Source organism: Rhizobium sp. AC44/96 (assembly GCF_001692185.1).
Classification (GTDB): domain Bacteria; phylum Pseudomonadota; class Alphaproteobacteria; order Rhizobiales; family Rhizobiaceae; genus Rhizobium.
On record NZ_LXKO01000035.1, the window covers coordinates 367,615 to 386,477 of the forward strand.

24 protein-coding genes and 3 tRNA genes are annotated in these 18,863 nt (G+C 58.0%); 18 read left to right on the plus strand and 9 right to left on the minus strand.

Annotation, left to right across the window (positions count from 1 at the left end; genetic code table 11):
* Positions 1-37: 37 nt before the first annotated feature.
* Positions 38-481, minus strand: coding sequence for a hypothetical protein (locus tag A6U87_RS23465; protein ID WP_065693712.1), 444 nt, complete (start codon positions 479-481; stop codon positions 38-40).
* Between the two features lie 188 nt (positions 482-669).
* On the opposite strand from A6U87_RS23465, the gene A6U87_RS23470 reads away from it, so the two are divergent.
* From A6U87_RS23470 to A6U87_RS23500, 7 genes are read left to right on the plus strand one after another with little or no spacing between them, the layout of a single operon-like run.
* Positions 670-972 carry a head-tail connector protein gene (locus tag A6U87_RS23470; RefSeq protein WP_065693713.1) on the plus strand — a complete coding sequence of 101 codons (303 nt, stop codon included), beginning with the start codon at positions 670-672 and terminating at the stop codon, positions 970-972.
* Position 973: 1 nt separating this feature from the next.
* Positions 974-1,390 (plus strand): HK97-gp10 family putative phage morphogenesis protein, encoded by a 417-nt coding sequence (locus A6U87_RS23475; RefSeq protein WP_065693714.1) that lies wholly within the window; start codon positions 974-976, stop codon positions 1,388-1,390.
* Positions 1,391-1,798, plus strand: a complete 408-nt coding sequence (locus A6U87_RS23480) for a DUF3168 domain-containing protein (RefSeq protein ID WP_065693715.1) — start codon at positions 1,391-1,393, stop codon at positions 1,796-1,798.
* On the plus strand, positions 1,795-2,139 hold the full coding sequence (locus A6U87_RS23485; RefSeq protein WP_083199663.1) for a phage head closure protein: 345 nt from the start codon (positions 1,795-1,797) through the stop codon (positions 2,137-2,139). Before A6U87_RS23480 ends, A6U87_RS23485 begins: the two co-directional genes overlap by 4 nt.
* A 54-nt stretch (positions 2,140-2,193) precedes the next feature.
* Entirely contained in the window at positions 2,194-2,610 is a 417-nt protein-coding gene (locus tag A6U87_RS23490) for a phage terminase small subunit P27 family (RefSeq protein WP_065693716.1), read from the plus strand.
* Between the two features lie 2 nt (positions 2,611-2,612).
* Complete coding sequence (locus A6U87_RS23495; RefSeq protein ID WP_065693717.1) at positions 2,613-4,268, plus strand: terminase large subunit; 1,656 nt, start codon at positions 2,613-2,615, stop codon at positions 4,266-4,268.
* A gap of 11 nt (positions 4,269-4,279) precedes the next feature.
* Positions 4,280-6,976: a phage tail tape measure protein gene (locus A6U87_RS23500; protein WP_065693718.1), complete on the plus strand. Its 2,697-nt coding sequence runs from the start codon at positions 4,280-4,282 to the stop codon at positions 6,974-6,976.
* A gap of 533 nt (positions 6,977-7,509) precedes the next feature.
* Here A6U87_RS23500 and A6U87_RS23510 read toward each other — a convergent pair.
* Complete coding sequence (locus A6U87_RS23510) at positions 7,510-8,394, minus strand: DUF4747 family protein (protein ID WP_065693720.1); 885 nt, start codon at positions 8,392-8,394, stop codon at positions 7,510-7,512.
* Between the two features lie 109 nt (positions 8,395-8,503).
* Positions 8,504-8,788 (minus strand): TraY domain-containing protein, encoded by a 285-nt coding sequence (locus A6U87_RS23515; protein WP_083199664.1) that lies wholly within the window; start codon positions 8,786-8,788, stop codon positions 8,504-8,506.
* Between the two features lie 84 nt (positions 8,789-8,872).
* Here A6U87_RS23515 and A6U87_RS29965 point away from each other — a divergent pair, with 84 nt between their 5' ends.
* The 4 genes from A6U87_RS29965 to A6U87_RS23525 all read left to right on the plus strand — a co-directional run bounded on the left by A6U87_RS29965 (position 8,873) and on the right by A6U87_RS23525 (position 10,576).
* Positions 8,873-9,046: a hypothetical protein gene (locus tag A6U87_RS29965; RefSeq protein ID WP_158007293.1), complete on the plus strand. Its 174-nt coding sequence runs from the start codon at positions 8,873-8,875 to the stop codon at positions 9,044-9,046.
* 78 nt (positions 9,047-9,124) lie between these two features.
* Positions 9,125-9,289, plus strand: coding sequence for an Arc family DNA-binding protein (locus A6U87_RS29425; RefSeq protein WP_083199665.1), 165 nt, complete (start codon positions 9,125-9,127; stop codon positions 9,287-9,289).
* Positions 9,290-9,362: 73 nt separating this feature from the next.
* A complete protein-coding gene (locus A6U87_RS29970; RefSeq protein WP_158007294.1) occupies positions 9,363-9,539 on the plus strand; it encodes a hypothetical protein in 177 nt (58 codons plus the stop codon).
* Entirely contained in the window at positions 9,536-10,576 is a 1,041-nt protein-coding gene (locus A6U87_RS23525) for a tyrosine-type recombinase/integrase (protein WP_065693723.1), read from the plus strand. The genes A6U87_RS29970 and A6U87_RS23525 overlap by 4 nt, the downstream gene beginning before the upstream one ends.
* A gap of 93 nt (positions 10,577-10,669) precedes the next feature.
* On the opposite strand, the gene A6U87_RS23530 is transcribed toward A6U87_RS23525, so the two are convergent.
* From A6U87_RS23530 to A6U87_RS23540, 3 genes are all read right to left on the minus strand, one after another.
* Positions 10,670-10,744, minus strand: a tRNA-Glu gene (locus A6U87_RS23530).
* A 196-nt stretch (positions 10,745-10,940) separates the two neighbouring features.
* A complete protein-coding gene (locus tag A6U87_RS23535) occupies positions 10,941-12,005 on the minus strand; it encodes a D-Ala-D-Ala carboxypeptidase family metallohydrolase (protein ID WP_065693724.1) in 1,065 nt (354 codons plus the stop codon).
* A gap of 157 nt (positions 12,006-12,162) precedes the next feature.
* Positions 12,163-12,603: a VOC family protein gene (locus A6U87_RS23540; RefSeq protein ID WP_065693725.1), complete on the minus strand. Its 441-nt coding sequence runs from the start codon at positions 12,601-12,603 to the stop codon at positions 12,163-12,165.
* Positions 12,604-12,796: 193 nt separating this feature from the next.
* On the opposite strand from A6U87_RS23540, the gene A6U87_RS23545 reads away from it, so the two are divergent.
* Together A6U87_RS23545 and A6U87_RS23550 are read left to right on the plus strand one after the other, a co-directional pair.
* Positions 12,797-13,375, plus strand: coding sequence for a cold-shock protein (locus A6U87_RS23545; RefSeq protein WP_065693726.1), 579 nt, complete (start codon positions 12,797-12,799; stop codon positions 13,373-13,375).
* Positions 13,375-13,857, plus strand: a complete 483-nt coding sequence (locus A6U87_RS23550; RefSeq protein ID WP_065693727.1) for a DUF192 domain-containing protein — start codon at positions 13,375-13,377, stop codon at positions 13,855-13,857. Before A6U87_RS23545 ends, A6U87_RS23550 begins: the two co-directional genes overlap by 1 nt.
* Before the next feature lie 45 nt (positions 13,858-13,902).
* Here A6U87_RS23550 and A6U87_RS23555 read toward each other — a convergent pair whose 3' ends face one another.
* Together A6U87_RS23555 and A6U87_RS23560 are read right to left on the minus strand one after the other, a co-directional pair.
* On the minus strand, positions 13,903-14,541 hold the full coding sequence (locus tag A6U87_RS23555) for an outer membrane protein (RefSeq protein WP_065693728.1): 639 nt from the start codon (positions 14,539-14,541) through the stop codon (positions 13,903-13,905).
* 207 nt (positions 14,542-14,748) lie between these two features.
* Positions 14,749-14,964: a hypothetical protein gene (locus A6U87_RS23560; protein ID WP_065693729.1), complete on the minus strand. Its 216-nt coding sequence runs from the start codon at positions 14,962-14,964 to the stop codon at positions 14,749-14,751.
* A gap of 239 nt (positions 14,965-15,203) precedes the next feature.
* Here A6U87_RS23560 and A6U87_RS23565 point away from each other — a divergent pair, with 239 nt between their 5' ends.
* Positions 15,204-15,821 (plus strand): L,D-transpeptidase, encoded by a 618-nt coding sequence (locus A6U87_RS23565; protein ID WP_065693730.1) that lies wholly within the window; start codon positions 15,204-15,206, stop codon positions 15,819-15,821.
* A 219-nt stretch (positions 15,822-16,040) separates the two neighbouring features.
* Complete coding sequence (locus A6U87_RS23570; protein ID WP_065693731.1) at positions 16,041-16,307, plus strand: DUF2277 domain-containing protein; 267 nt, start codon at positions 16,041-16,043, stop codon at positions 16,305-16,307.
* Between the two features lie 36 nt (positions 16,308-16,343).
* Here A6U87_RS23570 and A6U87_RS23575 read toward each other — a convergent pair.
* Positions 16,344-16,420: transfer RNA gene (locus tag A6U87_RS23575), tRNA-Pro, on the minus strand.
* A gap of 171 nt (positions 16,421-16,591) precedes the next feature.
* Between A6U87_RS23575 and A6U87_RS23580 the strand changes: the two genes are divergently transcribed.
* From A6U87_RS23580 to A6U87_RS23590, 3 genes are all read left to right on the plus strand, one after another.
* Positions 16,592-18,262: a phosphoethanolamine transferase gene (locus tag A6U87_RS23580; protein ID WP_065693732.1), complete on the plus strand. Its 1,671-nt coding sequence runs from the start codon at positions 16,592-16,594 to the stop codon at positions 18,260-18,262.
* A gap of 157 nt (positions 18,263-18,419) precedes the next feature.
* Positions 18,420-18,725: an ETC complex I subunit gene (locus tag A6U87_RS23585; RefSeq protein ID WP_065693733.1), complete on the plus strand. Its 306-nt coding sequence runs from the start codon at positions 18,420-18,422 to the stop codon at positions 18,723-18,725.
* 52 nt (positions 18,726-18,777) lie between these two features.
* Positions 18,778-18,854 (plus strand) — tRNA-Arg (locus A6U87_RS23590).
* The last annotated feature ends 9 nt before the right edge of the window (positions 18,855-18,863 follow it).

Genomic DNA, 18,863 nt, shown 5'->3' on the forward strand with positions numbered 1-18,863 from the left:
CCAAGAAGTACACACTCAACGGCGTATTCGATGGCAATCAGGTCGCTTCGTCCTTGAAGCCTTTGATCACCCAGCCGGCAAGATGTGCGGCGATCCAAGCCAAAGCAGAGATTATGAAGATCGACGCGAGCACGGACGGGCTTTCTATACGTAGAGAAATCTCTTCGCGTCCGACCCGCGAGAGCAAGAACCAAAACGGACCTGCTAGCAGCGACGCACAGGCCAGTCGCTTAGTACCAGTTGACCGTTTGCTCAGACGCTCTTTTGCCATTCCTGTGGAGGTAAAGGCCGTGAATAAGGCGTTAGCGCCGGCGTTGAGCACGAGCCATGCAGGATACGTAAAGAGCGCTATCAACGCACACACCATTGCAAGGTCTGTCCGGTCCTTGGGTACAAAAGCCGCAGCTACCAACGACAATCCGCCGATCGTGAATACGATTGTAGATAAGACGCCTACTACACGTTCCCATTTGCTGTTCATTCACGTGTGTCCCCCACTGCCTGCCGTCAAGGTAGCAGAAGGTCCTAGGGCGTCAATTGATCAGCCCGGGGGGTATCACCCAACTTTTCGTATGTGTCCGGGGAACCGGCGACGGTCAATCGCAATAGAGAGAGGCCAATCGGCCCCGGAAAACGAAACCGCAACTCAATCCGAAAAGGCCGTCTGAAATGGCAAATCCATCGCCCGTTGTCAGTGTCAGTGAAGTGCAATTTCATATGAATATCGAGGAGAACGAGCCGGCCCCGGATCTCTACCGCAAGATATTGGCGGCGGAAGATTACATCGGGAACTTTATCGGAAAGCCGCTCTCCGAATTCGACCCGTTGCCGCACGCGCTTCGTGAGGCCGTCAAGCAGCTCACAGCTCACCTTTGGGAAAATAGGGAAGCCACGCTTGTCGGGATCGACCTCACCCAGAACAGCCCCGGGCTCTTCGATCTCATGGCCCCATATCGCGAATGGAGCTTCTGACGTGGCGAGGAACCCCAGCTTAGAGCGGTTTAACAAGCGCATGGAGGCCATACCGAAGGCCGTCCGCGAAGCCGTGACGCCTGCCTTGGTCAAGTCAGCCGAAGAACTGGCGGACACGCAGCGCGCATTTGCCGAGCGATCCCGCGACACTGGGGCGCTGATCAACAGCATTCATGTCACCTTGCCGGGACAAACGACGCCACCACACTCGCAGCCCGGAGGCAGCCGCACCGCCAAGGAAAACGAAGTGATCGTGACCGTTGGTAATAGCGAAGTTCGATACGCGCACCTTGTCGAATATGGCACGTCGGAAACCGTCGCTCAGCCCTACTTTTGGCCCGCCGTTCGTCTGCTCAAAAAGCGCATGCGCAACCGGATCAAGCGAGCAATCACCAAGGCCGTGAAGGAGGCGAAATAAATGGAGCCGAGCCTAGAGCTACAGAAGGCAGTCCGGGGGAAGTTGGTCGCCGCTTCGGCGCTGGTCGCTCTTGTCCCCGCGAAGTCGATCCGAGACGCCAGCGGCTTGCCCGTCTTGTATCCCTCGATCCTGATTGGCGAGGGGCAGACCGTGGCCGGCAACGACATCGCCCGCCGCACCCACGAAGCCTATTTGGATCTCCACATCTGGACCGAAGAGCCCGGGCTTGTGACCTCGAAACAGATCGCGGGGGCCATCCGCGCGGCCCTGATTGATGCCATCTGGTCGATACCTGGGCTTCATGTTGCCGACCTCCGCATTGCCTCCAGCAGGTTTCTTAGAGATCCAGACGGACGGCATTCGCATGGGGTTATTTCAATCAACGCTTGGGTAAAAGAGGTGGCATGATGCGCGCCGGGAAGCTCGATAGAACCATCTGCATCGATCGCGCCGCGACCGTCGTGGACGATTACGGCACGCCCTCGCAGGGCTGGGAAGAGATCGCGGAAACACGGGCCGAGCTGATCCAGTCCAGCACTCAAGAATTTCTGAAGGCTGCCGGCACCACCGGAGAGACTGCCGTCGTCTTCCGTATCCGCTGGCGTTGTGACCTCCGGGTTTCCGACCGCGTTCGGATCACCAAACCGAGCTACTTCCCGGTTCCCGATCAGCTCTACGAGATCGTTGAAATCAAGGAACTGTCACGGCGCGACGGTATCGAACTTCGCTGCACAAAAAGCGCCTCCTGATCGGTGCATTTCGTTGCACTGGATTTTGGCGTTGAAAACAAAGGGGAATTTCACATGGCACACCACGGCGTAAAACCAGCATTGAAGGCGATCCCCGGAGGCTTAGACGGTATTCCGCCGCTGCCCGCTGGCGTCGATCCGAGCATGGCCGACGAATGGCAAGCGATCGCCTTCGACCTGAAGGAGCGCAAGCTTCTGGCGAGGCCGGTTTTGGGATCGCTGGAAACCTACGTGACAGCGCTGTGGAACGTCCGGGAATGCCAAGCCGCGATCAAGGAGCACGGTCTTCTAGTCGGCACCGCGCACGGCATGAAGAAGCCGAACCCCGCTTGCGGTCTTCTCCACAAGCAGCAGGCCGTCGTCGCGCGCTTCGCTGCCGAGCTGGGGCTTACACCTGCTTCCCGATCGCGCGCCGGCATGGGCGGGGACGCTCCGACAAAACCCGAAGATGATCCGCTAGGGCTCGATTGATCATGAAGCTGAAGCTCCCCACGAAGCCGAAGAAGCGAACGAGCTATCCCGATTGGGTGTTTGACAACAGCCCGATAGCGGACCCGTTTGGCTTCGGGGAAAGAGCTGTGAATTTCCTCCGTGCGCTGAAGCATCCCAAGAACCCGCTGCCGGGGAACGCCTTTCAGCTCGACCGTTGGCAGGAAAGGATCGTCCGCGCCATCTACGGACCGCGCCACGCGGACGGGACGCGCGTTGTGAAGACCGTCGTCATGATGCTGCCCCGTGGCAGCCGCAAGACCTCGCTGGCCGCTGCTCTCGCACTCCTTCACACCTTCGGCCCAGAGCGCACCCCCGGGGGCGAAGTCCTGTCTGCTGCATCCGACCGATCGCAGGCGAAGATCGCATTTGAAGAAGTGCGCGGCGTCATTCAGGCTACCGGCCAGAGTACCAACCCCAACATATCCAAGATCGAATCACTAGCCCGGATCACGGACCACAAGCACAAGATCACCAACGCCAAACACGGCAGCTTCTATGCATGCGTTTCCAGTGACGCAGCATCGGCCCACGGCCACACGCCGGTTTTCGCGCTGGTCGATGAAATCCACGTTTGGAAGAAATATGATCTCTGGCAAGCCATCAAAGGGGGGCTGAACAAGACCCCGGGCTCCTTGCTGGTCATCGCCACCACGGCGGGACGCGGTCAAAACAACTTGGCTTGGGAACAGATCGACTATGCGCGCAAGGTAGCGCGCGGCGACATCGAAGATCCGGCAACGCTGCCCGTACTCTTCGAAACCTCCAAAGATGCCGACTGGGAAGATGAGGCTGTTTGGTATCGCGCCAACCCGGGACTGAAGCACGGGTATCCCGATATCGGCGGACTTCGCCAGATGGCGCGGGAGGCGAAAGAGCGGCCCAGCGATCGGATCGCCTTTCAGCAATTTCATCTGAACATTTGGCAGGACAACAGCCTCAGCCCGTTTGTGGATATGTCGGTCTATGACGAAGGCGCAGCACCTATCGACTTCGACCAGCTTCGAAATCGGCCGTGCTGGATTGGCGTGGATATGTCGGTTACGACCGATTTGACCGCCGTCGTCGCGGCGTTCCGGGATGATGGGGACGGGTACATTGTTGTCCCGCAATTCTTTTGCCCGGAAGACCGTCTGCCTGAACGCGCCGAGCGTGACAAGGTCCCATACCCGCTATGGGCGGATGATGGCTTCATTAAACCAACCCCGGGCAACGTCATCGATTACCGAGCCGTAGAGGCGCACATTCGCGAGCTTTGCGAACTGTACGACGTTCGCGAGATCGGCTTCGATAAGGCATATGCGCAACCTGTCATGGCTCCGTTGATGGAGGACGGTTTACCCGTCGTCACCATTCAGCAAGGCTGGTTTACGCAATCGCCAGCACTGAACATTTTGGAACGGGCCATAGTGAGCCGCGCCCTTCAGCATGGCAATCATCCCGTATTGCGCTGGTGCTTTTCCAATGTTGCGATCCATACGGACAGCGCGGGGAACCGCACGATGCACAAAGCGAAATCGACCGAAAAAATCGATGGCGCGATAGCGACTTGGATGGCGGTTTCCCGGGCCGCCGAAGGCAGCGACGAACGTTCAATCTACGATACCGACGAACGCCCAGACGGCATTCTGATATTCTAACGGAGACCATCATGGCAGGTGAAGACCAACTTCTTTTTTCGCTGGAAGCGCGCATTAATGAGTTCGAAAAGAACCTTCAGAAGGCCCGACGAGCCGGCAACGATAACCTATCAGCGATTGAGAGGCGCGCGCAGCGATCAGCCGACACACTGGAGAAGACTTTCGACAAGGCCGGCAGCTCGATCAGCGCCAAGTTGGAAGGAGCGTTTAAGCCGTTCCTCGCTGGGGGCGTTCTGGCCGCGGGTGTAACGGCTGCAGCAACGGCCCTGAAGGAGGTAGCGAAGAGCGTTGCCGAAGTCGATCGCGAGGCCCGCAAGGCTGGTGTATCGGCCAAGACGTGGCAGCAGTGGGCATTCGTCGCGAAGGCTAGCGGCCTTGAGATAGACGGGGTCACGGATGCACTCAAAGAGCTGAATATTCGCGGCGACGAATTCGCCAAGACCGGGAAGGGCAGCGCCCAAGAAGCCTTCACCCGTCTCGGCTATACCGCGACCGACGTGGCCGAGCGCCTGAAGGACCCCAGCGCCTTCTTGGACGAAATCATTGGCAAGCTGCAGAAGATGAACGCTTCGGCCCAGACCCGTATTCTCGATGAGACCTTCGGCGGGCAGGGCGCGGAGCAACTCGCCAAGCTGCTGGGCAAGTCGGTTGACGAGATCAAGAAGCTTCGCGCGGACGCGGCGACCTTCTCCGATGAGCAGATCGAGTCAGCGAAAAAGATCGATGCCGAATTCGAGGAGCTTTGGAGAAACGCGACTGTTTACGCCAAGAAGGCGGCGATCGAGAGCGTCAGCTATGCCGGCAAGATCATTGACGCAATCTCGACCCTGAAGGGTGACAAGCTGATTGGACGCGATCGGGACGCGGCCACAGATCCCGAAGCCCAGATGAAACGGCTTCTCGATCAGCGCGCCAAGATCGTCGCCATGATCAACGACGTAGAGAGCAGTTCGTCGGCGCTGAAACCTGCCGAGCTTCGGCAGTTGCAAGCCTCGCTGAAGGCCGTGGACGATCAGATTGCAGATCTTGGCGGCGGCTCCGATGAGCTGAAAAAGGCCCTGTCTGATCTTTCGAACATCACGCAGAACGCGGCCAGCAGCTTCGACCACAGTGCGGCCAGCGCCGCGAACTTCAAATCTGCGCTCGCGGAACTGAAGGCGTTTCTGCCCGGGCTGAAAGCCGAGATGGACACCTTTGGCACCGTCAACGGGATCGAGAGCGCATATTTGAAGACCGTCCAGAACGCCCGGACGATGGGAGACGTTCTAAATGCCACCTCGATCCGGGACCGTGCAATTACGTCGGCGAGGTTCGGAAACGCCACGAACCTACGTGATTTGGTGGGGGCGGCTGAAGGCACCGACGCGGGCCGGGGATACAACGAGACGCTTGGCTATGGAGCTTTCACCGGGGGCGCGGTCAATCTCACCGGCATGACGATTGATCAGGTCCTGGCATTGCAACAGCAGATGCTCGCCAATCCGGCGAACACCTTCAATTCATCCGCAGTCGGGCGCTATCAGGTAACCCGGCAAACGCTCCTTGACGCTATGAGCGGGCTTGGCCTTACGGGTGACCGTCTCTTTAACGAGGATACGCAGGACGCGGTTTTCGACTTCCTGCACCGCCGCCGTGGCAACGATCCTGCAGCGCTGCGCAATGAGTGGGAAGGGCTGCGCAACGTAGACGACGCGACCATTCGCAACGTTGCCAGCGCCACGCCTACGGTGGGCGCGGCCCTCGATCCGACGCCGGCACAGCAAAAGGCCGCCGAACTCACCAAGCAGCAGGACGAAGCCCGCAAAAGCCTCAACAGGACCGTGCAAGAAAGCCTCGACCTTGCCCAGTTCGAAAACAGCATATCCGGCCTTTCTGCCAATCAGCAGCAGATCGAGCTTGGTGTCTTCCGGGCCAAACAGGAAGCCGCGCGCGCCGGTATTACGCTTTCCGACCAAGAGCTAAACCAGATCCGTGAGAAGATCACAGCGACCGAACAGTTGAACACCGCCAACAAGCAGGTGCAGGCGAGCAGTGAAGGGCTGGCGGACGCTCAGCGATATTTCGCGGAAAACTTCACCTCCGGCCTATCTGGGCTGCTCACAGGCACACAGACACTCGAAGGCGCAGTCAAGCAACTCGCCAATAGCCTGATAGACGCGGCGCTCAGAGCAGCGCTATTGGGCGAGGGGCCACTTGCCGGCCTTGGCGGCGGGAAATCATCGGGGGGAGGCTCTACCGCCGTTGGTGGCCTTCTGGGCTGGCTATTCAGCAAAGACGGCGGCCCCGTCTCCCATGATCGCCGCACCAGGCTCTATCTGGCGGGCGGCGGTTCTGTCCGTGGTCCCGGCACGAGCACGAGCGACAGCATCCCGGCCATGCTCTCCGATGGCGAGTTCGTCGTGAACGCCAGACAGACGGCGCGCTATCGCTCCCTTCTGGAGAGCATCAACGGGGGCCGTGTCCCGGCATTGGCAGACGGCGGCGCGATCGGCAGCAGCAAGGCCGGCACGGCGGGCGGCGGCTTGAATGTCGGCGGGATCAACGTCAGCGTGAACGCCAACGGCAGCACCGGGGACAAGGCCAAAGACGAGCAATACAGCAAGGATATGGGCCGCGTGGTCGCGCAAGCCATAGATCAGCAAATGACCGATTGGACCATCAACCAGATGCGACCCGGGGGGCTCTTCGCGGCACAGCGGCGGCGCTAACGGATCTTAGTTCCCTACGCTGGCCTTTATATGGAGAATGCGAAAGATGGACAGAACAGACGCAAGTATTAAAAGTATCCCGTATATTGTGAGAAATAGACCACAGAACGAAAAGGCAAAATTGAAGTAACGGGCCCAATCGGAATAACCCGGGGGCGTAGGAAAGGGCTTAGCATTGAACACGATTGCTAGGAGTATTCCCGAAACCTGAACAAAAACGGCGTGAGATACCGCGCTAGCCAAAACCAACAGCGGCGACCGATTATCTAGTTTGGGGTCGGGCTTTTGCAACGCGGCTCTTTCCTTCTCCGATAACACGGAGAAATAGACAGCGTATGCAGCGATCGAAAAGCCTGCCAACGTTGGAAGTATTGGGAAAGCCAATTGAACCCAACTACCGTCAAAGGCGGTTCTCCACGACAAACCAGTAAAGATAAAAGCAACCCACGTGTAGCCTGAGCTATAGAAGCTTTTGAAGCGTCCGTAGCTTTCATAGACTATCTTAAGGTTCTCGATTAAGCCGGTCCCGCTACTCATGAACTTGCGCTTTTTTGCCTTTCGCGGGCGATCCCGACCTTCGAAAAAATGAACCGTGAGAGAATGTTGAACATCGTTAAGTCTTGGCCGTTTTCAGCTGTAGTGCGCATCTCTTTCAGCGGCGAACTGTCGGAGTTGTAGCTAACTTGTGCCCCGCCTTCCAAGTTTTTCGCTTTGACCTCACCGTTTTGGCCTGCAACGTGGGCAAGCGCACGCGTGCGTTCATTGGGTTCGATATGCTTTTTCCCCTTGGTCTTTAGGCGCTCACGATATTCTTCCGCGTTTTGTTCGCGCAGACGATCTTCTATAATTTGGGCTAGCGTTTCACCAATGTCGTCGGAGTTAGGTGGACGAATGATAATTTCCAACTCTTTCAGATTGTCCAAATTCAAAATGCGATCAATCGCTCCGTGGTCTGCAATTATGTCAGCATCCACCTGTCCAAAGGCATCAGTGATTTCCTCGAACTTTACCGCGGCTTTAAAATATTTCTCGACGGCCAATGTGCTGAGGCCTTTAGACCGCCCGTAGGTTTGGAAAGCAATGACGTGCAAGTTCGGATCGAGGGCAAAGTAAAATCTAGCGTAGTTTGGTTTGAGCTTGTCGGGGATGACAATCTCCTTCAGGTCCTCCAGAGAAGCGCCATCAAAGTTTTCCGTATTAAACCACTCGTCCGCTGCCGGCAATTCGTCGTACTTGAGGATGATCCCGCGCAGGCTTATCTCGTCAAAATAGCTAATTGCTAAATTTGTCTTCCCTAGAACGCGGACGCCGCGTTTGAGATCAGCTATTTGTTTGATGAGTTTTGGGTAGTCGCGTCTGTCCTTGTCGTTGATACGAATATTTAGGGCAGCAACTTCATGCTTAAAGGGACGCGACATTTCAATCTCCGGTTATTCGCGCCATTGTTGTAATTTTAGCCGCAGATACCGCAAGCGAAATTTCTAAGCAATTGGCCTCAGGTCCCCCTTATCCGCAGCTTTAATGGTGCTATCGAGCGGCTTGTTCGAGGTGTTCAACCCGAGCTTCTAGTTCGCCCAGTCGCTTCTCCAGATCATCCCCCATGCCCGAGCGCAGCAGCCGGCGCGCTGCATCTTCACTTCGTGCATCTTCGTCAACGATTAGTGACGCCTCCAGCCGTGCCGCAATTTCAGCGTTCAGGGATCTACCAGAACGGCGGGCAGCGTCTTCTAACCGCCGTTTTAGGTCAGGGTGAAGGCGCAACCCGAACGGGGTGATGCTGCCGATTTTCAAATCATGTTCACGTGTAGCCATAGAGCCAATATGCAGCGAAAGGTTTATTGACGAAAGGGTGTCGCTATAGTTACATCATGTAGTCAATAACAAGGAAGCACATCAATGAACGTACGTATCGAAATAGTCCGCGACGAACATGCAAACTACTGGGTCCGCTACTCGGGCAAGAGCCATGCGTTCAAGACCCATGACGACGCTCGCTCATTCGCCGAAGGAGTCCAGCAGGACCGAGGCGGCGAGGACGCTGCTCAGATCATTGATCACATCACCGAATAGATACGATCGTGCCAGCAGGGGCGGGCTTAGCGGCCTGCCCCCAGCGAATGATTAGTCTTCAGCAAGAAGGAAATCACAATGGTACAGCAGCCCAAAGCACCTTTCGGTCTTCGTATGCCCGACGACATCAAGAAATGGCTGGCCCAGCGCGCCGAAGAGAACGGCAGATCGATGAATGCCGAGCTTGTGCAACTTTTGAAACAGGAACGAAACCGGGACCGGGGAGAGCGCGCCAATGCCTAGCGTTATCGGCAAGATCGCTGCAGGCATGCGGGCAGACGCTAGAGCCCGTGTCCTCGCTCGCCGGAAAGCTCAAATGTCCGACGTCAAGAAACTGGCGAAGTTCCTGACAAGCAAGGGCAAGGATATTTCGATCTTCGTGGAGGGCGATGGCAAGTACACCGTGGCCAGCATTGCCCCCGGAGCTGCCCCAAAAGCCGAGCCAAGCGCGCTCAGTGCCGAGGAGCAAGCTTGGGAGGATAAATTCAAATGATCGCCTATAAGAAACCTCGCTATGTGCATGTGCACCTAGATCGGCACGGAAAGACACGCATCTATCTACGCAAGCCGGGATGCCCGAAGGTCCCGTTGCCGGGTCCGCTGGGCAGCGAGGCTTTCTGTAAGGCGTACTTTGCCGCGTTAGATGGAAAGGCGGTTGTTAAGCCGGGGGCAGCGGCTGCGATCGCGAAGAAGCACACGCTCCGTGCGCTCATTGCAGACTACTACTCTTCGCAGGAATTCACCGGACTTGCCGACGCGACGAAACGAAACTACCAGAGCTTGATCGACGCGCTAGACGCCGAATACGGGGAACTCTCCGTGCCCGCTGCCAAACCGCTGCACCTGTCGAAGATCATCGCCAAACGAGCCGAGACGTCCAAAGCGCAAGCCAAGAACCTCTATAAGCGCATGTTCACGCTCTTCTCACTGTCCGTCAAATGGGAGTACCGGGAAGACAATCCGATGGTCAACGTTGGGCAGGTGGACCACGAAAGCACCGGTTACGAGACGTGGACCGAGGAAGACATTGCGAAGTTCCGTGCGTTCTGGGGGGAGGGTACGCCCCAGCGAATTGCCTTTGAGATCCTGTTACATACTGGACTTCGGAGGAAAGACGCGGTTCGTCTTGGCCGGCAGCATATCAAGGGCAACGCCATCGAGATCACTGCATCGAAGACCGGAGCGGACCTTTTCATTCCGATCAGACCAGTTTTCCGCAAGGTGTTAGACGGGATCAAACACAATCATCTCAACTTGATTGTAACCGAGCGCGGCGCGTCTCGATCCGAAAAAAGCTTCACGAATTGGATGATCGAGGCCGCGACGAAAGCAGAGCTTCCGCCCCATCGATCGCCGCACGGACTGCGCAAGGCGGCATGCCGGCGACTGGCAGAAGCTGGCGCATCAGCATCGCAGATCATGAGCATAACCGGACACGCGAACTTGAAGGAGCTTGAAGTCTACGTCGCAGCAGCGAGCAAGAAGAAGCTGGCCATAGGGGCCATGGACAAACTAGGAACGCTGGAATGAGAACGGACGAAAAACAGAGATTGGCTAACCCCGAATACAGGTTAGCCAAAGGCCACTATAACGTATTGAAAAAATTGGGGGAGAAGAACCCGATGGCACGCCCTAGGGGAGTCGAACCCCTCTTCCCAGAATGAAAATCTGGTGTCCTAACCGATAGACGAAGGGCGCTTCCTTCGTGGTGGCGCCCTTATAGTCAGGCATCGCGAATCCCGCAAGCGCCAATTTCGATTTTTTACAAAAAAATGACGGGATATTTTTGCAGGCGCGAAAAAGCTATTAGCGGTTGTAAATCAAGCGCCTATGTGTGGATCTTCTTAAATTCGTGACGGTGCTGACGTAACGTCAGCCTATTCTCGGCCGGGCGTCAGAGGGCCCGTGCGATGGTCGTTTGAGGGCCTCTGCCGCCACATCCCCAGTTCCAGTCCCGGTTCTTGCCGGTGTCGAGATGGACGGAGTCTGTATGGCAATAGGTTCCGACGCCGCCGCGGTTTGGCAGCGAGCGGATGTAGCTCGCGACATCCCACTTCGAGACGCCGGAGATCTGGATGTCGGCCGCGTCGCAGGTCTTGTGCATCGATTCTTCCGCGCCGCCGACCATCCGGTTGTGTTCGGCATCGCGATAGCCCGACGTGACGACGACGGGCTTTCCGAAATGGGTTTCGACGGATTTGATGACATTCATCAGATCCGGCTTGAAGCAGCCGACTTCCACCTTGTCGTTCTGGATCAGCAGGCCGTTCGGCGCCGTTCGCGTCATTCCCGGCAAGGATGCTTTCTGCAGCAGACCGGAGAGGCTGCCGAGGAGGTTCTGCTTCGGCGCCGTGTAGAGCGCGTTCATCGTCTGGCCGGGGAGTGCGTTCGTCTCCAGCGACGCGGTCTGGGCCGGCGCGAACTGCGTGCTGGTATTCTGCGAGGATTGCTGTGGCTGGGTTGCCTGACCCGCCTGCGGCGTCTGCTCGATGGGAAGCTGACTGCTGTAGACGCTGGAGCGCACTGCGTTTACGCCACCCGGTGCGTAGGCATTTCCCGGCTGCAGTTGTGTCGATGTGGAATTGTTCTGCGGCACCGTGCGCACCGAAAAGATGCTCATGGCTTCGGCGTTGATACCGGTCGACTGCATTGCGAGACCGCCGATATTGGCGGGAGCCGAAGCCGCGGAGCCCACGGCGGCGGGTTGGGCGGTCGCTGGGTCGGTGGTCGCGGCAGCGGCGCCGGACACATTGGCGATCATCGGATCGCGATAGCCGGATGCTGCGGGCGCCGCGCCTTGCGCCGCTTGGGCAGGCGCGGCAGCGGCTGCCGGCGCTGGTGTGAGTGCTGCTGTCGCGTCGGCGGCATTCTTGTCGGACACGCAGCCGCAAAGCGCCAGAGCCGACGCAGCGATCAGAAAGGTGGCCCCGAGGGGCATCCGCTTTTCAACAGCGAGCAAGCGAGCATTCTCCAATGGATGGCGGAGAACGCAGCAGATGATGCGCTCTTCGCCTCGAGTCGTGCGGAGAGTGCCCGCGTGGGCTAGCGGCTACAAGCGTGATCCGGACACGCGGTCAGGAAATCGCAAAAGCCGCAAGCCTCGCAAAAGCCTCGGCCTACCAGGCCCCGGTATTGGCCATCGAAGCCCATGGCTCGGCGCTTGGAAGGCTGCCGCCCTTCTGGAGAATCTCGATCGAAATGCCATCCGGAGACCGCACGAAGGCCATGTGGCCGTCACGCGGCGGACGGTTGATCGTGATGCCGTTGTCCATCAGGTTCCGGCATGTGGCGTAGATGTCGTCGACCTCGTAGGCGAGGTGGCCGAAATTGCGCCCGCCGGTATAGTCTTCGGCGTCCCAGTTATAGGTGAGCTCGAGGCACGGGGCGCCTTTCGACGTCGCATCCGCCTTGTCGTCGCGGGCGGCGAGAAAAACCAGGGTGAACCGGCCTTTTTCGTTTTCGATCCTGCGAACTTCCTCCAGGCCGAAGAGCGTCCCATAAAAACGCAGGGAGGCGTCCAGGTCCTTCACGCGGACCATCGTGTGTAGATAACGCATTCTGTTTCCTCTCTAAATGCAGGCCCGATGTTATGTGGCAGAACGTCAGCTTCGGGCAAGACACAGGGGTATGATTATGAACTGCGAATAATCGGAAAGTAGGACTTGCGCTAATCCGTTACCAACATGTTAATCTTGATCTCAAGAATCAGTTAACCGTAACAGTGTGACGCGTATTGAGGGGGCTGGCGAAATGGCTGACAGGATTTCATCGAAGGAATTCACCGACCTCGATCAACTCGCGGGAGACGCGATCGATCTCATTGAGATCACCGGCGTTGTGAAGTGGTTCGACGTGGCCAAAGGGTTTGGCTTCATTGTCCCCGACAACGGTATGCAGGACGTTCTTCTGCATGTGACCTGCCTTCGCCGCGACGGCTTCCAGACCATTCTCGAAGGTACCCGCATCGTCGCGCTCATCCAGCGCCGCGAGCGTGGCTATCAGGCGTTCAAGATTCTTTCGATGGATCAGTCCACGGCGGTTCATCCGTCGCAGCTGCCTCCCGTGCGCACCCATGTGCAGGTGACGGCAACAAGCGGCCTCGAGCGGGCGCTGGTCAAGTGGTTCAACCGCACGAAGGGCTTCGGCTTCCTGACACGCGGCGAGGGGACTGAGGACATCTTCGTTCACATGGAGACGCTGCGTCGTTTCGGTCTTACCGAGCTGCGGCCCGGTCAGGTCGTGCTCGTTCGTTTCGGTGACGGCGACAAGGGCCTGATGGCGGCCGAAATCCACCCGGATGTTCCGAGCCCCACGAGCCGCGCGCACTGATGCGTACACTCTCAGCTCATACGATCAGAAGCGCCCTTGCGGCGCTTTTTTTCATGCTGGTCTTTCCTGTGTTCGCCCAGGAACCCATGACCTTCGACAAGGAGCCGTTGGTCATCCAGACGGCATCCGGCAAGACGTTCAATTTCATCGTTGAGGTCGCCGATACCAACGAACAGCGTCAGCGTGGCCTGATGTATCGCAAGGAGATGGCGCAAGACGCGGGCATGATCTTTGATTTCGGCGTTTCTCGCCGGGTTCAGATGTGGATGGAAAATACCATCCTGCCGCTGGACATGCTGTTCGTGGATTCGACAGGGACGATCCGCAACATCAAGCAGAACGCGGTGCCTTATTCGGAAGATATCATCGACTCAATGACGTCGGTTAAATACGTCATCGAGCTCAATGCAGGCGTGACCGCCAGGCTCGGGATCAAGACCGGCGACAGGGTGATGAGCGCTACCACGACCAAGCGTAAGTAGCGCCGCACCAAACGCCATTCGGATGCTGCCGGTGACGACGGCAGCCTAGAACTTGAGACCGATACCGGCCGAGACAAGATGCTGGTCGAGGTCGACATCGGTGCCGCGAATGGTCTTGCTGCCGTAGTCGTTGTAGCGATACTCGGCGCGTCCGAAGACGTTGTCCGTGAAGGCGTAGTCGACTCCAGCGCCGATCGTCCAGCCGTTGAAGGTCTTGTCTTCCTTGTCGCCGCTGGTCTCGATGTAGGCGCGCTGGCCCGTCCAGCCGGCCGTGGTGTAGAGCAGTGCGCGGTCAAAAGCGTAGCCTAGGCGTGCGCGAACAGAGCCCGATAGATCCGTGCCAGCTTCAACGCCAGAGCCGAGGAAATCGGATTCCTTCTGATCCCAGGTGTAGGCGAGATCGCCTTCGATACCGATGACAATCGTGTCCATCTGGTAGTTCGCACCAAGGAAGCCGCCGATCTGGCCGCCGTTATAGTGCTGCGAAGAATCTGTGCCGAGGACGTTGAAGTCACCGTTGGTGAAGCTCATGCCGCCTCTCAAGCCACCGTATGGACCTGTCCAGCTAAACACCGGAGCGGTCACCGGGGCAGGCTGCATCGGCACCTCAACGAGATCTGCAGCATAGGCCGGCATTGCAAGCACGACCGCGAGCAGCGCTGCACTTGCGCTCAAGGACTTCATTCGTCACTCCCAAGGTTAATGATTTACCATGCAATATGGTAAATATACGATATACAACCTTAACAATGGGTTTCCGACGGATGAGGCGCGAGGCTTCCGCGACGCGTGTATTTTTCGCATGCGGGGCCAAGTCATCTGCCCGCCATGGGTGCGGGAATGACGAGAGGACGGCAGGAGACCCTGCCGTCGGCTGAGCGCTATCCGGTGCTAGACGCCGAGGATGGCGTCGATCTGCGCAATCAGCGCTGCGTAGCCCTCGATATGGCGGTGATACTCGTCTTCGATCTGTTTCGTGATGTTTTTCAAGGGGCCATTACCCTCCTGCACGAAGTGCTGTGCCTTGTTTTCCCGAAGCGTCTGAATGTGCTCTTCGTGTTCCTTGATCTTCTGCTGGTAGTCTTCTCGAAGTTTCGGCAGATCCATTTTTCCCTCCAACCTTGAGGTTCGTCCGGCACGGCCGGAGCGGAGATAGTAAGCAGTAAGTTCGCGCAAAATCAGAAAACGGCAATGGTCCCGGCAAGAGATTTTAACAGGAGCTGCCGTCTCGCCTGTATCCCGGGGAGCGTGCCGGGATGGAAACACGGCACTCGTCATGGCAGTTGGCCATAGTGCCGCCACAGAGTTCGGCCCAACCATGCTTTTACAACAGTGGATGGCAAAAAATGAGATTGCTGGCTCTCCTCGCTGCAGCGCTTCTGCTGACGGTGTTTCAGGCGCAGGCGCAAGCCCAGGTTTATGGGCCTTACGACGGCTATGACGAGTACGGCGGCTACGGTTATGACGATCCGTACGGCGCGTATCCGCCACCGCCTATCTATGAGCCAATGCCTCGTTATCGAGAGCCGCCGCGGGAGCGGAGGGCACCGTCGACACGGCGGTCAGCTGGAGCCATCGTCATTGCCACGCGGGAACACACGTTGGTCTACACGACATCACGCGGCGAGCAGTACGTTTACCCGATTGCCGTCGGTCGCGAAGGCAAGCAATGGTACGGATCGACGCGGGTGGTGTCGAAGCGGGAGCACCCCGAGTGGCGACCGACAGCGAGTATGCGCCAGAAGAATCCGAGGCTCCCCGCTGTCGTCGGGCCGGGGCCGAAGAACCCGCTTGGAACCCGAGCAATCTATCTGGCCGACGGGCTGCTGCGCATCCACGGCACGAATGATCCGTCCTCGATCGGCACCAACGCGTCGAGCGGATGTTTTCGCATGTATCGCCAGGACGTCGAGGAACTCTACGAGATGGTCCAGCCGGGAACGAGGGTCATCGTCGAGCGCTGAAGTCATCTCGTCATCGGCGCGCGGCATGCGCCTAGGTTTGGTCCCGGTGGCCGCCGTAGTCCATGTTTCCTGTGGCGCTCTGCCCGGCAGGCGTTCGAAACCTGCCGCGATGCAGAGGAGCGTTCCGTCCGGTACCGGTTGCCACCTTCCGTGATTCGACTACTTCTATTCCGGTCAGCTGCCTTTCGACGGCAGAGGCAGGTGTTCAGGAGGCGAAACATGTGTCGAAACATCAAGCCGTTGTTCAACTTCGATCCGCCGGCAACGGATGACGAAATCCATGATGCCGCGCTCCAGTTTGTTCGCAAACTGAGCGGAACGACCAAACCATCGAAGCGCAATGAAATCGCATTCGAGCAGGCAGTCAGCTCCATCGCAGCATGCGCACGCGCGCTGCTCGATTCGCTGGAAACCTCGCAGCCACCCCGCGATCGCGAGGAAGTCGCGGCCAAGGCGCGCGCAAGAACGGCGGCCCGGTTCGCTTAAGAACCGGCGAATGATGATGATAAACTAGGGGTAAAGTGGTCGGAGTGGAGAGATTCGAACTCCCGACCCTCTGGTCCCAAACCAGATGCGCTACCAGACTGCGCTACACTCCGTGCCGACGAGGAGCGCAATACACGGTTCGTTCCTAAGCCGCAATAACTAAAATGATTTGTCCGGAAGGTTCTTCACAGCCGTTCAGGTCGATGTCAGAAAAGATTGACATCTCCCTTCGGAAGGCGTGATGGCTGCGGCCAGCCCTCGGTTCTCGCATCCGGAGATACATTTTGGAAGATTTCGACGTAGCGGCGCCGGCGCGGAGCGCGCGTCCGCGTATTGGCAGCGTGACGCTGTCGGTTCTGACTGCCATTTACATTCTTGTTGTTGCGAACCACACATTCTGGACGCGGGCCTACGGGTATCTCGCGCCAACACCCTATGCCTTTGTGGCGTTCGTTGTCGCAATCGCCGCACTCATGATCGCAGCGATGACGACACCGTCGGTAAAATATCTTATCAAGCCTGCGCTCATCATCTTCATCCTGATTTCGGCGATCGCTGCATGGTTCAACGATCAGTTCGGCGTCATTATCGACAAGGAGATGATCCGCAACGCGGCGGTGACGACGCGCGCTGAATCGGCGCATCTGATTACGCCCGCATTTCTCTTCCACGTTTTCCTGACCGGCATACTGCCGTCGCTCTTCATCATCTGGGTGAGGGTGGTGCACCGGCCGTTCCTGAAGAAGTTTGCCTGGAACATGGCGGTGATCGTGCCGTGCCTAGCCATTTTCGTCGCCGCGGGCCTGGGGTTCTCTCAGACATTTGCGGCGGTCGGGCGGCTGCACAGGGATATCATGCTGACGCTCAATCCGTTCCTGCCGATCGGCAGCGTTGCACGGTTTGTGTTTGCGTCGGAGGAGGATCGCAACATTGTGCGTCGGCCGCTCGGTACCGATGCCCATCAGCGCTCGGCGAGCGCCAACGGCAAGCCGCGCGTGACAGTGATCGTCGCCGGCGAGACCGCGCGCGCGCAGGACTTTTCGCTCGGGGGATATGCACGCGAGACCAATCCCGAGATGAAGGCGAGGGGCGTCGTCTATTTTGCTAACGCGACGAGCTGCGGGACGGAGACGGCCGTTTCCCTTCCCTGCATGTACTCGGTCTATCCGCGGCAAGAGTACACGCATCGCAAAGGCCTGGAGACGGACAATCTGACGGATATTCTCGGCCACGCCAAGGTCAAGGTCGAATGGTGGGACAACGACACCGGCAGCTACGGCGTCGCCAACCGGGTCTCCTACAAGTTCCTGCCCGATGCCGCCGATCCGCGCTTCTGCACCGACGGGGAATGCCTGGATACGGTGTTGCTCGACAAGCTCGATGATTGGCTTGCGAATGTGAAGACGGACAGCGTTCTGGTGCTTCACCAGCTCGGCAGCCACGGCCCCGCCTATTATCGCCGCTATCCAGACGATTTCCGTAAGTTCACTCCGGATTGCCGGACAGGGGAATTCGGTTCCTGCAAGCCGGAGGAGATCGTCAACGCCTATGACAATACGATCCTCTTCACCGACCACGTCGTCGCCAAGGTGATCGATGAGTTGAAGCAGCATGCGAACTCGGTTTCGGCGTCGATGCTCTACGTCTCCGACCACGGCGAGTCGCTTGGCGAAAACGGCCTCTACCTGCATGGCACGCCCTACATCATCGCTCCTGACGTTCAGACCCGTGTTCCGATCATTGCCTGGCTGTCGCCGGATTTCAGCGCCGCATCGAAGATCGACATGGGGTGCCTAATTGCAAAGACAACTGAGCCGGCGTCGCATGATAATTTCTTCCACAGCGTACTTGGCCTGATGGACGTCGCGACCAGCGTTTACGACGCCAAGCTCGATCTCTTCGCAACCTGCCGCAAGACATCCGATACGCTTGCCCAAGCGACGAAGAAGGGCTGACGGCCGCAACGTTCTGGAGCCGTGGCTTTTTTCTTGAAAAGGCGGGGATTCGCGGCTAAGCAAAATTCACCTCTTCGTGCGATGGTACGAAGACAGCGCTCCGGCAACGGCGTGCAGGATTTGAATACGAAGGCCCTAATTCGGAGGCGTTGCAGCAATGTCTGCCAAGATCTATCGTCCAGCCAAGACCGCGATGCAGTCCGGCAAGGCAAAGACCCATATGTGGGTACTCGAGTTCGATCAGGAGACCCCACGGACGATCGATCCGATCATGGGCTACACCTCGTCCTCGGATATGCGCCAGCAGGTCAAGCTGACCTTCGAAACGCAGGAACTTGCCGAAGCCTATGCGACGCGCAACGGTATCGACTATCGTGTGATCGCGCCGAAGGATCCGCAGCGACAGGTAGTGGCCTATCCCGACAATTTCCGCTATACGCGGACGCAGCCCTGGACGCACTGAACCGCTTCCAGGCATACAGATATGACCGTCGTGGTGAAACACACGGTCACGCGGCCCCTTAGCTCAGCTGGATAGAGCACCTGCCTTCTAAGCAGGTTGTCGCAGGTTCGATTCCTGCAGGGGTCGCCACTCATTTTT